The following is a 14,187-nucleotide window of genomic DNA, read 5'->3' on the forward strand; positions in this document are numbered from 1 at the left end:
GTGCTCGGCAAAGGACCCCTCATGCCAAAGACCTCCAACCAGTTCGCCGATGTTTCCGACTTCGCCGACAAGGCCGCCGAGCTTGCTGCGGCTCGCCAGCACCTGCACGCGCATCCCGAGCTTTCCTTCCAGGAGCACGAAACGGCTGCATACGTTGCCGAACGGCTCGAAAGCTGGGGCTATGAGGTGACACGCAATGTCGGCGGGCTCGGGGTCGTCGGCCGCTTGCGCCAAGGCAGCGGCCGCAGCATTGCCATCCGCGCCGACATGGACGCCTTGCCGATCACCGAAGCGACCAATCTCCCTTATGCCAGCCAAGCCAGCGGCAAGATGCACGCCTGCGGCCATGACGGCCACACCACGATGCTGCTCGGCGCGGCCGAATACCTGGCGCGCACGCGCCATTTCAACGGCACGGTGAACCTCATCTTCCAGCCGGCCGAGGAAGCCGGCAAAGGAAGCGGGGCGCAGGCGATGATCGCCGACGGCCTGTTCGAGCGCTTTCCCTGCGATGCGATTTTCGGGCTGCACAACCATCCGGGCGCGCCGGCGGGTTCCTTCCTGATGCGCGCGGGGCCGCTGATGGCAGCGAGCGATACCGTCACCATCAAGATCGCCGGGCGTGGCGGCCACGCCTCGCGTCCGCACCTGACGGTCGACCCGGTCGTCGCTGCCGCCAACATCATCATGACCCTCCAGACGGTGGTGTCGCGCAACGTCAACCCGATCGAGACGGCTGTCGTCACCGTCGGCACCATTCACGGCGGCACGGCCTCCAACGTCATCCCCGAACAGGCCGAGATCACGCTCAGCGTCCGCTCCTTCTCGGTCGAGATTCGCGATAGGCTCGAGCAGCGTATTCGCAGTATCGCAGCACTTGTGGCGCAGGCGCATGGCGCAACCGTCGAGATCGACTACGAGCGCGGCTACCCGGTGGTGGTCAATTCCGAGAGCGAGACGTCCTTTGCGACAGACGTCGCTGTTGAACTCGTTGGTCACGACAAGGTGGCCGTCTGCCCGTTGATCCCCGGCAGCGAAGACTTTTCCTATTTCCTCGAGCACAAACCCGGTTGCTTCCTCCGCCTCGGCAACGGCGAGGATTCAGCCATCCTGCACAGCTCGAAATATGATTTCAACGACGGCAATTTGACCGTCGGCGCAGCGCTCTGGGCTCGACTGACCGAGAGATTCCTGGCCGCTTGATCCATACTTGCGGCTGGGATTGTCGATCGGCCGGTCGACCAGAATTGGGGCGACCGGCCGCGCGACGATGCTCAACGAATTCTCACGCATTCCCCCTCTTCGAATGCGATAAGAGCTTCACTTTCAGACGAACAAAAAGTCACTCGTTGTCAGCGGGCTCGCAAAGTTTGCGAGAGTAACTTGATCGACTCCCGCGGTAATAATGGTGTCGGTTCCACTTTGCGCAATTGTGAGATCATCGAACGATTGCACGCCCTCCACGCCACTAAACACGATAGTGTCGCCTTGGGTCTGGCTGAAGTCGTAGATGGTGTTTTGGGTTCCGACCGTCATTGAACCATCGTCCTTGAATATGAATTGGTCTGCGCCGCCCTGAGCCAACTCGCTCAGTTGTCCATCCCCCCACATGTCATTGATGACCGTGCAGCCAGGTGCCGCGCTCCCTGCGTACAGGACATCGTTGCCGCCCTGAGCCGAACCGGACATTTGCAGAGCGTCGCCGCACAGGAAGTTGCGAACTTGGCCGCTTTCGCTGTTCTGGCCCCCGGTAAGAATGTCATTGCCGCCCTGGGCGGAGCCGGACATAGCGCGCGCGTCGCCGGACAACTCGTTTAGAACGTCAGGAAAGGCGCTCTTGTCCCCGCCGGTCAGGGTGTCATTGCCGCTCACAGCGTTGCCGAGCATCGTCACGGCGTCGCCATACCCCACATTATGGGCGGTGCCTTGCAGCACGGCCACGTCATCGCCCCCAAGCGCATGGTCGAACATACTGCCGCCCGCGTCACCGTAGAACGTTACCCGGGACCCACCCACGCTCGTGAAGGTGTCGTTGCCGCCCGTGGCAAAACCGGAAAGATCGCCGCCCGCATCGCCATAGAGAGTTTTGCTCCCGAGATCCCCAAACGTGTCTGTGTAATAGTCGTCGCCGCCCAGAGCATGGCCAGACATGTTGCCGCCGGCGTCGCCGAAGAAAGTGTTGGTGGAAAAGGAGCGGCCCGTAAAGGTATCGTTGCCACCCCTACTGTCGTCCGACATGTCGCCGCCGGCATCGCCGTAGAAAGTGTTGAATGAATCGCTCTTGCCCGTGAAGCTATCGTCGCCGCCCCGCGCATTGCCGGACATGTTGCTGCCGGCGTCACCGTAGAAAATGTTATTGGCTTCTTTCGAGCCCTCGAAGGTGTCGTTGCCGCCCTTGCTGCGATCGGACATCTCGCCGCCTGCATCACCGTAGAAGGTGTGGTCGGCTCCTTGTTTGGTTTGGGTCAGGAAAGTGTCGTCACCCCCATGAGCATGGCCGAGCATGTTGCCGCCGGCGTCACCATAGAAGGTATCGACTACCTGCCTTGCCAATCCACTGTTGAAGGTATCGTTGCCGCCCTTGCTGTGGTCCGACATATCGTCGCCCGCGTCACCATAGGCAGTCGTCGTGGTGGACGAAAGCCCCGTGGTGAAGGTGTCGTCACCGCCCCGAGCAAAATTGAACAAGCTCCGAGCCGCGTCACCGTAGAAGGTGTAGGTCGACGGTGCGGTTTCCGTTAAGGTATCGTTGCCGCCTCTCGAGAAATCGAGCAGGCTGCCGCCGGCGTCGCCGGTCAAGATATTCGTGTTTGGATCGCCTGTGAGGGCGTCATCGATACCCCACTGATGATCTGCTAGATCACCGGTAGTAAAGGGAACGCGTTTAGACATTATCCGCTCTCCTGTTGAGCCTACCCGTCCCATCACAGCCGTACGATGTGAGCCAAGAGCGAGCAATAATCCCGAAGGGCTATGTCGTTAGGCGTAGGGATCGGTAACTCGTCACCGGGGCGCCATTAGCGGCAGCTTCCTGTGGCCCTCCTATTCCGGCTATCCCAGCCTCGCTCTCGCCTTGGCCGTCCATGCATTGAACAGCCGGTCGGCGACGATGCCGATGAAGGCGATGGCCAGGCCGGCGACGATGCCGCGGCCAGAATCGGCCTTGGACAGGGCGATGAACACTTCCTGGCCGAGATCGCGGGTGCCGACCATGGCGCAGATGATGATCATTGCCAGCGCCATCAGGATAGTCTGGTTGACGCCGAGCATGATCTCCGGCAACGCCAGCGGCAGCTGCACGCGAAAGAAGGTCTGGCGCTTGGTGCAGCCGGAAACCTTCGCCGCCTCGATCAGCGCCGGCGGCACCTGCCGGATCCCGTGATTGGTGTAGCGGATGGCCGGCACCACGGCGAAGGCGACGGTGGCGATCATCGCGGTGACGTCGCCGACTCTGAACAGCATCACCACCGGAATGATGAAGCAGAACGACGGCAGCACCTGCAGCGTGTCGATGACCGGCGTCACGATCTTTTCGAAGCGGTCGCTGCGCGATGCCATCAGCCCGATAGGGATGCCGATCAGGCAAGCGATAAAGGCCGAGATGCCGCACAGGTAGACCGTCGCCATGGTCTTTTCCCAAAGGCCGGTGACGGCGCAGAACGCTGTCAATGCCGCGACCAGGGCGGCGAGGCGCAAGCCGCCGAGCTGGTATCCGGCAAGGCCGAGGAGACAAACCGCGCCCAGCCACGGAAAGCCCTCGCAGAAGGCGCGCACCGGGTTCAGCACATTGAGGATCAGCGCCACGCGGAACGCCTCGATCGTGTCGAAGAAGTTGATCGTGATCCAGTTCACCGCCGCCTTCCACAAAGGTGCGGTGGTGAAGGTGATCGCCTTCGGCACCGCGGCGAAGGCCGGCACGAACAGGCTGAGCAGCGTGGTGACGGCGAGGATGGCGACGGCCAGCGTCAGGTTGGGATAGCGCCGCCAGAAGCTGGTGCCGGGCTGATGGCGGACATTGCCCTTGGCGTGATTGTGCGCGATCGCCTGGCTCAGCCGGTCGAGCGCAATTGCCAGTGCGACGATGGCGAGGCCTGCCTCCATCGCCTCGCCGACCTTGAGCGCGCGCAGCGCCAAAAGCACATCATAGCCGAGGCCGCCGGCGCCGATCATCGAGGCGATGATCACCATATTGAGCGCCAGCATGATAACCTGGTTGACGCCGACCATCAGCGTCGGCCGCGCCGACGGCAACAGCACCCGCCACAGCTTCTGCCGTGCCGTGCAGCCGGCCATCTCGCTGAAATCGTCGATCTCCGACGGCACCCGCGACAGGCCCAGCATCGTCGCCCGCACCATTGGCGGTGTCGCGAAGATTGCCGTCGCGATCATTGCCGAGACCGGGCTGTTGCCGAACAAAAGCAGCATCGGGATGAGATAGGCGAAGGTTGGGATCGTCTGCATCAGATCGAGGGCAGGGGAGATCAATAGCCTTTCTGCCCAAGGCTTGCGCCATGCCCAGATGCCGGCGAACAGCCCGGTGACAATGCAAAACGGCACAGCGATCGAGATCAGGCCCAGCGTCAGCATGGCGCTGGTCCACTGCCCGAACAGCGCGATGTAGAGAAAACACCCGCCGACCAGCGCACCCAGCTTCCAGCCGCCGGCGGCGCGGCCGGCAAGGTAGGCGGCAGCGCAGACGCCGACCCAGGACAGGCGCGGCAAGACGATCATATCCGCGCCATGGCCGATCTTGAAATTTTTGGCGAGAAGATTGAGCGCGAAATCGAGCGGCACGCCGAGCACGGCGGTGATCGAGCGCGTCAGCCAGGAGAAATTCGACTTCACCCAGTTCATCAGCGCGCTGACCCAGTCGGCGACGGGAATGACGGCATTGGCTGGGTAATTGACCGTCCAGGGCAGGCTTTCCTGCAGCAGGAAGACAACAAGCACGGCGGCGAGCGCGCAGGCCCAGATCACCAGCCAGGTCTGACCCTGCCGCGGCCTCGCTGCGCTCGCGCTTGCCGTGACCGTCATGCGCCGGCTCCGGGACGTTCGATGCCAGCGAGAAGATCGATCACCGCCTGCGGCGTTACCTCACCGATCGGCTTGCCGGTGCCGTTGACCACCGCGAAGGGCTTGCCGGCAGAGACGATATCTGCCGAGAAACTGGCGATCTTGGCATCCGGCGCGACCGTGCCGCCATGTTCAGCGGCGTCGCAGGCGCGCATCAGGCTCTTGGCCGAGATCACCTTGGCGCGGTCGACGTCGCGGGTGAATTCGGCGACATAATCCGTCGCCGGGTTGACCACCAGCTCTTCCGGCGTGCCGATCTGGATGACCTCGCCGTCCTTCATGATGGCGATCCGGTCGGCCAGCCGGATGGCCTCGTCGAAATCATGGGTGATGAAGACGATGGTCTTGTGCAGCATGGTCTGCAGCCGCATCAGCTCGTCCTGCATCTCACGGCGGATCAGCGGATCGAGCGCCGAGAATGGCTCGTCGAGGAACCAGATTTCCGGCTTGGTGGCGAGGCTGCGGGCGATGCCGACACGCTGCTGCTGGCCGCCGGAAAGCTCGCGTGGATAGAAATGCTCGCGGCCGCGCAGGCCGACCAACTCGATGACCTCGCGAGCCCGCTTTTCGCGCGTCGGCCGGTCCTGCCCCTGGATGCCCAAGGGAAAGGCGATGTTCTCCAGTACGTTGAGATGCGGCAGCAGGGCAAAATTCTGGAACACCATGCCCATGCGGTGGCGTCGCAGCTCGATCAGCGCGGCATCGGAAATCTTGAGCAGGTCCTTGCCTTCAAACTCGACCTTGCCGTGGGTCGGCTCGATCAGCCGCGACATGCAGCGCACCAGCGTCGACTTGCCGGATCCCGAAAGTCCCATGATGATGAAGATCTCGCCTTGCCGGATTTCGAGATCGACGGCGCGCACCGCGCCAACCAGTCCGGCAGCGGCGATGTCCGCCAGGCTGGCCTTGCCGTCGCGCCGGCGGATGAAATTGGCCGCGTCCGCCCCGAACAGCTTCCAGACATTGCGGCAGGCAAGCTTTATCGGGCGGGCATCGTTGCCCGCTTTCGCCGCGCGTTCAATCGTATCGGTCATGCAATCGTCCTTCTGGAATAGGGATCGAGACCCGGCCACGAATGGCCGAGCCGTCGGATTTCCAGTCAGACGGTCACTCGGCCCAAGCTTTCCAGTCGCCTTCGTGGGCGGCGATCCAGGCGGCGGCGACGTCTTCCGGCGTCTTGCCTTCGAGATCGATCTCGCCGCTCATCTTGTTGAGCTCGTCGGTATCGACCGTGTAGTTTTTCGCGACCTTGTAGGCGACCGGCCATTTGTCCTTCATGCCGGCCCAGGAATATTTCCAGATCTCGCCATGCGGCTTGCCACAGTCGTATTTCGCATCGGGGTTCACGCCCCATTTCGGGTCGGTGTAGCACTCTACAGTATGGTCGGGGAATTCGATCCATTCGCCCTTGTATTTGGCCGGTGCCCAATGCGGCGAATAGATCCACAGCATGATCGGCGCCTTGCGCTGATAGGCCGAGTCCAGTTCGGCGAACATCGCTGCATCGGTGCCAGCATGGATGACGGTGAAGGGCAGTTTCAGCGCCTCGACGCGCTCGTCGTCAAAACCTTCCCATGTCACAGGGCCGCCGAGATAGCGCCCCTTCGGTGTTGTTTCCGCCGTCGAAAAGGCCTCGGCGCATTTCGGGTCCTTCAATGCCTCCCAGTTCGGTAGGCCCGGGCATTTCTCTTTCATATATTCGGGAAACCACCATTCCTCCTTGGCCTTGGGCCCGAGCTTGCCGAGGCGTTCGGTCTGGCCGGTTGCATCCGAGGCCTTCATCGCTTCGCCGGCCGTCGTGTCCCAGAACTCCATGCCGACATCGATGTCGCCATTGGTCAGGCCGGTGGTCAGGCTGGAGAGATAGTCGGCGGTCGGGTACTCGACGGTATAGCCGAGCTTTTCGAGGATGCCGCCGAGGATCTTGGCGTTCAGATTGACGCTGGTCCAGTCGAACAGCGCGATCTTGATCGGGTCGTTGGATTCCGGCGCCGCTGCTTGTGCCGGTAGTGTCAGCGCGCTTGCTGCGGCAAGCGCCAAGGCTCCCATTGATAGTTTCGAAATCATGCTCCGAAGTAACATGCTTGTTCTCCTGTCAAGCTCTGGTGGAAGTTATCGTTAGTTCCCTTCTTGCGTCTTTTTTGATTGTGTTGGAAAAGCTGGTCGTTGCGCAAGGCCGTCGGCGCCACAATGCTGCCGAAGCGGATGCCGGCGCAAAACGGGGTGGTGCCCAAATTGGTGAAGATGTGGCGCGGGACCGGCCGCGTCATGACTGCCGATGGTTTGCTGCGGAAGCAGTCATCCGCGGATCGATCGCCGGTCTTCAGGTGCAAACCATCAAAGTCCCATGATCTCGGCTGTTGGCTCGGCAACTCGCCCAGAGCCGCTTTCATGGGATGAAATTATATATACCAACGTTCACGTCGCGCAACGAATAACGCCTGCGCCAATTTCACGGCCGTCTTTTTACATGGACCCGTAGATCGGCTCGAAAAAAAGCCAAGGTTGCCAGTCATCGGGTACCAGCCGCGACGACAGGACATCGACACAATGCAGCAGACCAAAGCGCCTTACTTCAGCGCCAACCGCGGTATTGCCGTCGGCTTCTGACCCTTTCAACACCAGATCATCTCCGAGGCTTTCATGACCTCTTCCTTAAACAGACTGCGCATTGCCGTGCTCTTTGGCGGACGTTCCGCCGAACATGACGTTTCGGTGCTTTCCGCAACCAATGTCATGCGTGCGCTGCTGCCTGCCAAATACGATGCCGTCCCAATCTTCGTCACGCGCGAGGGACGGTGGCGGCTGAGCAGCTTTCAGGATGGTAAGCTCGCGAAACCTGCAGGCGGCACGGAAGTTTGCCTGCTTCCGGGTGGGCGCGGACGGATGATGGCGATCCCGGCCGACGGCACGCCCTATGATCTGCCAACGATCGACATCCTGTTTCCCGTCCTGCACGGCCCCCATGGCGAAGACGGCTCGGTACAGGGGGTGGCCGAGGTGGCTCTGGTGCCGCTTGCCGGCTGCGGCATCCTGGGTTCAGCAACCGCGCTGGACAAGGATGTCACCAAGCGGCTCCTGAAAGCGGCGGGTCTGCCAATCGCGCGCTCAGTGACGGTCCATGAAGGTGCGGCGCCCGCCCTCGCCACACTCGAAGGCGAACTCGGCCTGCCGTTCTTCATCAAACCGGCGCGTCAGGGATCGTCTGTCGGGGTCAGAAAGGTCAATGCCAGCCAGGAATTCGATGGGGCGCTTGCTGAAGCCTTCCAGCACGATTGCAAGCTGTTGGCCGAGGAATTCGTTCATGGGCGCGAGATCGAATGTAGCGTGTTGGAGGACCCGGCAGGCGACCTGTTCGTCTCGCGGCCAGGCGAGATCGTGCCGGCGGAAAGCCACGGTTTCTATAGCTACGATGCCAAATACATCGACGAGAACGGCGCGGCGCTAAAAGTGCCGGCCGAACTGCCGCCCGAGGTCGAGGCAAGCATGCGGGATGTGGCTGCAAGGGCTTTCAGAGCCGTCGGCTGTGACGGGATGGCGCGCATCGACTTTTTCCTGACACCGGACATGCAGTTCTTGGTCAATGAAATCAACACCATCCCCGGCTTCACCGATATCAGCATGTACTCCAAGGCAATGGCGGCAAGCGGCGTCAGCTATTCCGAAATCATCGACCGGCTCGTGGAACATGGATTGGCGCGGGCCGGCCGAGCAGCCTGAATGCAGCGAAGCGGCTTTCAGATCCCGGCGGATGGAACGTTGGCCTGTGTCGTATCTTACGACATGATCAGGCCGCCATCGACATTGATGGTCTGCCCGGTGATATAGGCCGCATCGTCGCTGGCGAGAAAGCTGACCAGGCCGGAGACGTCCTCGCCGCTGCCGGCGCGGCCCATCGGGATGTTCTCCACCCATTCGGCCATCAGCTCGCCGGGCTTGTAGTCGCCCATCAACTTGCCCCATGCGGCATCGTTATAGGCCCACATATCGGTGTCGATGATGCCGGGGCAGATCGCGTTGACGGTGATCTTCTCCTTCGCCAGTTCCTTGGCGAGGCTCTGGGTGATGCCGACGACGCCGAATTTCGAGGCCGCATAATGCGGCGTGTAGATAAAGCCCTGCCGCGCCTGGCCGGATGCGGTGTTGATCAGCCGGCCGCCATCGCCATGCTTGCGGATGCGCGCGATCGCCTCCTGGCAGCACAGGAACACGCCCTTGGTGTTGACCGCCATCACCTTGTCCCATTCTGCCTCGGTCATCGCCTCGATCCTGGCGATGGTGATGACACCGGCATTCTGCACTGAGATGTCGACGCGGCCGAATTGTTGCTCGGCCAGGTCGTAAAGCGCGACGACCTCTTCCTTTTTGGTCACGTCCATGCGCATCCACGCAACCTTGGCGCCCGCAGTCTTCAGATCGGCGGCAACCTCTTCAACGCGCGCGTCGATGGCGCTGACGACGACCGCAGCACCTTCCACGGCGAAGCGCCTGGCCATTGCCGCGCCAATGCCGCCGCTCGCGCCGGTGATGACCGCCGTTTTTCCCTGGAATCGCTTCTGCATTTTTTCTCCTACCAGCAGACGAAGCCGCCATCGACGATCAGGTCGATGCCGGTGACGAAACTCGCGGCGCGGCTGGCCAGGAACACGGTCGGGCCGACCATCTCTTCCGGCGCCGCCATGCGGCCCATCGGCGTGTCGCGCTCGAAGATCCTGACCTGGTCGGCGACCTCCGGTCGCTTGTTCATCGGGGTCAGCGTATAGCCGGGGCTGACGACGTTGACGCGTAGACCGCGATCGGCCCATTCCATGGCGAGGCTCTTCGACATGTGGATGACCGCGGCCTTCGACGAGTTGTAATGCGCCTGGGTCAGGCCGCGGTTGACAATCGAGCCCGACATCGAGGCGATGTTGATGATCGAGCCCTTGCGCCGCGTCAGCATGGCACGGGCCTCGGCCTGGCAGGACAGGAACACGCCGCTGACATTGACGTCATAGAGCTTCTGCCAATTTTCCAGCGACAGCGTCTCTGCCGGCTCAGCTCCGGCGACGCCGGCATTGTTGACTGCGATGGTCAACGCGCCGAGTTCCTGCTCCGTACGCTCGATCGCGGCCGCGAGATCGGCCTCTGAAGTCACCGTGCCGGTCAGCACCAGTGCCTTGCGGCCGCGTGCTGTGATCTGGTGTGCGGTCTCCTCCAGCCCGCCTTTGGAGGCGTGGCCGAAGCAGGCTATGTCGGCGCCGGCCTCGGCCAGGCCGATGGCGATTGCTTGCCCGATGCCGCTGCCGGCGCCTGTCACAAGTGCCACGTCACCATGAAGATCGAATAGTTTCATCGTCGGTCCCTCTCCTCCAACCGCCGTCCTCCGGAAATAAAGGGGCGCCAACTCTGTTGCTGGCGCCCCGCGCGGTCTGGTGCCCGGGAGGATACCACCTGCTGCGCTTTGTTTCGATGGGCTGTCCTAGCTTGTGGCGAGTTCCATGACGGCGACATTGCTCGCATCACTGCGGTCGAGAATGCCGCGCTGACGGCCGCGGCTCAGCACGAGCACGCGATGCGACAGGCCGAGCACTTCCTCGAGGTCGGAACTCACCACCACCACCGCCATGCCGGAACGGGCAAGGTCGGCGATGACATCGTAGATCGCGGCGCGGGCACCAACGTCGATGCCGCGCGTCGGCTCGTCCAGGATAAACACCTTGGGCGGGCGCGACACCCATTTGGCAATGATCACCTTCTGCTGGTTGCCGCCTGAAAGCTTGCTGACCGCCTGGTTCGGCCGGCCTTTGACGCCGAGCCGGCGAATACCGGCCTCGGCGAATTTCTGCACCGCCTTCGGGAACACCCAGCCATTCGGCGCGACATGGTCGAAATTGCCGATCGCCAGATTCTCGCCGATCGTCTGGTCGAGCACCACGCCTTGCGCCTTGCGGTCTTCCGGCACGAGCACGACGCCGGCCTTGATCGCCGCCGCCGGCCCATTGAGATGCACCGGCTTGCCGGCGACGCGCACCGAGCCGGATGAGATCGGGTCGGCGCCGGCGATCGCCCTCACCAGCTCCGTGCGGCCGGCGCCGATCAGCCCGGCAATGCCGAGGATTTCGCCGGCCCGCACCGAAAAGCTGACATTTTGAAAACTGCGTTCCGGCGAGGACAGGTTCTCGACCTCGAGCAGCGTGTCGTTGCGGGGCGCCGACAAAGTCGGGAACATCCGCTCGACGCTGCGGCCGACCATCTGCTCGACAACGGTGCGCACCGGAATGTCGGCGCGCTCGTGCCGCGCGACGATGCGCCCGTCGCGCATCACCACCACACGGTCGGCGATTTGGGCGATTTCGTCCAGCCGGTGGCTGATATAGATGAAGGACATGCCTTCCGCCTTGAGCTTGCGGATTTGCTGGAACAGGAGCTCCGTTTCCTCGCCGCCAAGGGCGGCCGTCGGTTCATCGAAGATCAGCAGCTCGGCATTGAGCGTCAGCGCCTTGGCGATCTCGACCTGCTGCTGGGCGGCGATACGCAGCGTGCGCACCTTGCGCTCGGGCGAGACGTCGAGGCCGAGGCGCTTCAACTGGGCCGATGCCCGCGCATTCATTGCCGCGCGGTCGATGCGGCCGCCGCGCATCGGCAGGCGCCCGACATAGACGTTTTCGGCGACCGACAGATCCGGCAGCAGCTTCAGCTCCTGGTGGATCATGCCGATGCCGGCGTCGATCGCCGCGGCAGGATTGGCGGGGGAATAAGCGTTCCCCCGCCAGGTGATGGTGCCGGCATCGGGCTTGGTCGACCCGGCGATGATGTTCGAGACGGTGGACTTGCCGGCGCCGTTTTCGCCAAGCAGCGCCACGACCTCGCCCGGCCGCACCTCGAAGCTCGCATCGGCCAGGACCTGCACCGGTCCGTAGCTTTTGCAGAGGCCGCTGACGACGAGACCCAGATTGGGGCTGTGCGTGTGGCGAGGTTCGGTGGACATTGTTGCGCTCGTCGACTGCCGGATTGGTCTAAATCAGGGATGCTTGGCGATGAACTGCTCGACATTGTCCTTGGTGGTCAGCGTCGCATCCTGCAGCTGTTCTGCGGGAATGGTCTCGCCGGCCACCAGCTTGATTGCCGCATCGACGGCAAGCCGGCCCATGCCCTGGGTCTGCTGCGTCGCCGTCACGTCGAAGACGCCGTCCTTCAGCGCCTTGAGCGCCGCCACGTCGCCGTCGAAGCCGGCAACCCAGACCTTGTGGCCGGGATTGGCGACCTTGACCGCCTGCGCCGCACCGAGCGCCAGCGCATCGGCCTGGCCGATGACGATCGACACGTCGGGATGCGACTGCAACAGATCCTGCGTCAGCTTGAAACCTTCGTCCTGGTGCCAGCCTTCGCTCCACAATTCGCCGACGACCTTGATGTCGGGATAGCCCTTCAGCGCTTCGCCGCAGCCCTTCGAGCGATCGACCTCGGGCGTCGTACCCTTCTGGCCGTGGATGATGATCAGCTCGCCCTTGCCGCCGGCCTGCTTGGCGATGTAGTCGCAAACCGCTTTCGCCGATGCCACGCTATTGGTGGCGATGAAGGTGTCGCCGGGCGCGCCGTCGGCGTTGCGGTCGACATTGATGACTGGGATGCTGGCAGCCTTGGCCGTCTTGGTCGGCACGGTGGCGGCGGTGGCGCCGGCCGGAATGTAGATCAGCGCATCGATATTCTGCGTGATCAGATCCTGCACCTGGCTGACCTGGGTCGCCGAATCGCCCTTGGCGTCGACGGTGACGACCTCGATGCCCTTTTCCTTGCCGTAGGCTTCGACGGACTGCTTGATCTGGTTGAAGAAGTCGGCCTGCAGATTGGCGACGGCGAGGCCGAGCTTCTTGGCTTCCTTGGCCGAGGCCATGTCGGACAGGCTAAGCAGCGGGATGATGGCCGCGGCGGCAAGCAGCAATGAACGTTTAGTCAGCATGTTATTCCTCCGTTGATGTTCAATCTGTCCTGCCCGCGCATCGCGGCGCCCCGTGGCCGAACAACTCCCAGTTTCGGATCACCGATCCGTTTTCGCCCGAATATCCGGGTGAATCTCATTGAGCCCAATTCTTCATTGTGCCCCATTTTTCATTGTGCTCTGCGCCGCCAGGTGTCGGTGGCCACCGCCAGCGCGATCACCACGCCGATAACCACTTGCTGGATGAAGGGCGAGACACCGAGCAGGTTCAGCCCGTTGCGCAGCACGCCGATGATGAGGACGCCGATGGCGGTGCCGCCGATCGAACCGACGCCGCCCGACAGGCTGGCGCCGCCGATAACCACCGCCGCGATGGTGTCGAGCTCGTAGCCAAGGCCGGAGCTCGGCTGGACGGAATCGAGCCGGGCGGCAAGCACGATGCCGGCGAGACCGGCCAGCACGGCGCAGATCGTATAGACCCAGTTTGTCAGCGACTTGACCGGTATGCCGGACAGCCGGGCGACTTCGGCGCTGCCGCCGATTGCGTAGAGGCTGCGGCCGGTGGCGCGATAATTCAGGAAGATCGCGAAAATGACGGCAAGCACGATCATCAGCCCGACGGTGACCGACAGGAAGCCGAAATGGCGGATGATCGACAGGCTGGTGAACCAGTCGGGAAAGCCGACGATCTGCGAGCCGTCGGTGATCATATTGGCGAGACCGCGCGCCACCGACATCATGGCCAGCGTGGCGATGAAGGGCGGCAGCTTGGTGACCGTCACCAGCAGGCCCGAAACCAGCCCGCAAAGGCCGGCGACGACGAGGGCTGCGGCGATGCCGGCCGGCAGGCCGAGATTGAGATAGTCCGGATGGGCGACGAAGCCCATCACCATGGAAGCCAGCGCCAGCACCGAGCCAACGGACAGGTCGATGCCGCCGATCAGGATGACCAGCGTCATGCCGATCGCCATGATGCCGAGTACGGTAACCTGGTCGAGCACGTTGAGGATGTTGCGGATGGTCAGGAACGTATCGGTGGTCAGCGAGAGCGCCAGGCACAGCAGGACCAGCCCGATCAGCGGGCCCATGGTTCCGGCAAAGACAGCCGAAAACTTTGCGCCCGTCGTGGCCTGCGTACCAGAGCCTGCTTTCAACTCGCTTGCGTCGTTGCTCACAGCCACTTCGTCTCCTCC

Annotated in this window: 12 protein-coding genes; 2 read left to right on the forward strand and 10 right to left on the reverse strand. The window is 62.8% G+C overall.

What is annotated here, in order from left to right; all coding sequences use genetic code 11:
* Positions 1 to 21 precede the first annotated feature (21 nt).
* Positions 22 to 1,203: a M20 aminoacylase family protein gene (locus NKJ09_RS05295; RefSeq protein WP_352493987.1), complete on the forward strand. Its 1,182-nt coding sequence runs from the start codon at positions 22 to 24 to the stop codon at positions 1,201 to 1,203.
* 123 nt (positions 1,204 to 1,326) lie between these two features.
* Here NKJ09_RS05295 and NKJ09_RS05300 read toward each other — a convergent pair whose 3' ends face one another.
* The 5 genes from NKJ09_RS05300 to NKJ09_RS05320 form a co-directional block, all read right to left on the reverse strand.
* Positions 1,327 to 2,892 (reverse strand): hypothetical protein, encoded by a 1,566-nt coding sequence (locus tag NKJ09_RS05300; protein ID WP_352493988.1) that lies wholly within the window; start codon positions 2,890 to 2,892, stop codon positions 1,327 to 1,329.
* A 159-nt stretch (positions 2,893 to 3,051) separates the two neighbouring features.
* Positions 3,052 to 5,034: an ABC transporter permease gene (locus NKJ09_RS05305; protein ID WP_352493989.1), complete on the reverse strand. Its 1,983-nt coding sequence runs from the start codon at positions 5,032 to 5,034 to the stop codon at positions 3,052 to 3,054.
* Positions 5,031 to 6,107 carry a quaternary amine ABC transporter ATP-binding protein gene (locus NKJ09_RS05310; RefSeq protein ID WP_352493990.1) on the reverse strand — a complete coding sequence of 359 codons (1,077 nt, stop codon included), beginning with the start codon at positions 6,105 to 6,107 and terminating at the stop codon, positions 5,031 to 5,033. Before NKJ09_RS05310 ends, NKJ09_RS05305 begins: the two co-directional genes overlap by 4 nt.
* A gap of 73 nt (positions 6,108 to 6,180) precedes the next feature.
* Complete coding sequence (locus tag NKJ09_RS05315; RefSeq protein ID WP_352493991.1) at positions 6,181 to 7,155, reverse strand: ABC transporter substrate-binding protein; 975 nt, start codon at positions 7,153 to 7,155, stop codon at positions 6,181 to 6,183.
* Positions 7,137 to 7,466 (reverse strand): hypothetical protein, encoded by a 330-nt coding sequence (locus tag NKJ09_RS05320; RefSeq protein WP_352484102.1) that lies wholly within the window; start codon positions 7,464 to 7,466, stop codon positions 7,137 to 7,139. The genes NKJ09_RS05315 and NKJ09_RS05320 overlap by 19 nt, the downstream gene beginning before the upstream one ends.
* Positions 7,467 to 7,716: 250 nt before the next feature.
* Here NKJ09_RS05320 and NKJ09_RS05325 point away from each other — a divergent pair, with 250 nt between their 5' ends.
* A complete protein-coding gene (locus NKJ09_RS05325) occupies positions 7,717 to 8,793 on the forward strand; it encodes a D-alanine--D-alanine ligase family protein (RefSeq protein ID WP_352484101.1) in 1,077 nt (358 codons plus the stop codon).
* 56 nt (positions 8,794 to 8,849) lie between these two features.
* Here the strand turns inward: NKJ09_RS05325 and NKJ09_RS05330 are convergent, their stop codons facing one another.
* The 5 genes from NKJ09_RS05330 to NKJ09_RS05350 form a co-directional block, all read right to left on the reverse strand.
* Positions 8,850 to 9,635, reverse strand: coding sequence for a glucose 1-dehydrogenase (locus NKJ09_RS05330; protein WP_352493992.1), 786 nt, complete (start codon positions 9,633 to 9,635; stop codon positions 8,850 to 8,852).
* Between the two features lie 8 nt (positions 9,636 to 9,643).
* Positions 9,644 to 10,408, reverse strand: coding sequence for an SDR family oxidoreductase (locus NKJ09_RS05335; RefSeq protein WP_352762422.1), 765 nt, complete (start codon positions 10,406 to 10,408; stop codon positions 9,644 to 9,646).
* A 126-nt stretch (positions 10,409 to 10,534) separates the two neighbouring features.
* Positions 10,535 to 12,043, reverse strand: a complete 1,509-nt coding sequence (locus NKJ09_RS05340; protein WP_023716792.1) for a sugar ABC transporter ATP-binding protein — start codon at positions 12,041 to 12,043, stop codon at positions 10,535 to 10,537.
* A gap of 33 nt (positions 12,044 to 12,076) precedes the next feature.
* Complete coding sequence (locus NKJ09_RS05345) at positions 12,077 to 13,015, reverse strand: sugar ABC transporter substrate-binding protein (RefSeq protein WP_352484098.1); 939 nt, start codon at positions 13,013 to 13,015, stop codon at positions 12,077 to 12,079.
* A 149-nt stretch (positions 13,016 to 13,164) separates the two neighbouring features.
* Positions 13,165 to 14,148, reverse strand: coding sequence for an ABC transporter permease (locus tag NKJ09_RS05350; protein WP_502895879.1), 984 nt, complete (start codon positions 14,146 to 14,148; stop codon positions 13,165 to 13,167).
* Positions 14,149 to 14,187 lie beyond the last annotated feature (39 nt).

It is taken from the genome of Mesorhizobium sp. M0189 (assembly GCF_040322135.1).
Taxonomy (GTDB): Bacteria; Pseudomonadota; Alphaproteobacteria; order Rhizobiales; family Rhizobiaceae; genus Mesorhizobium.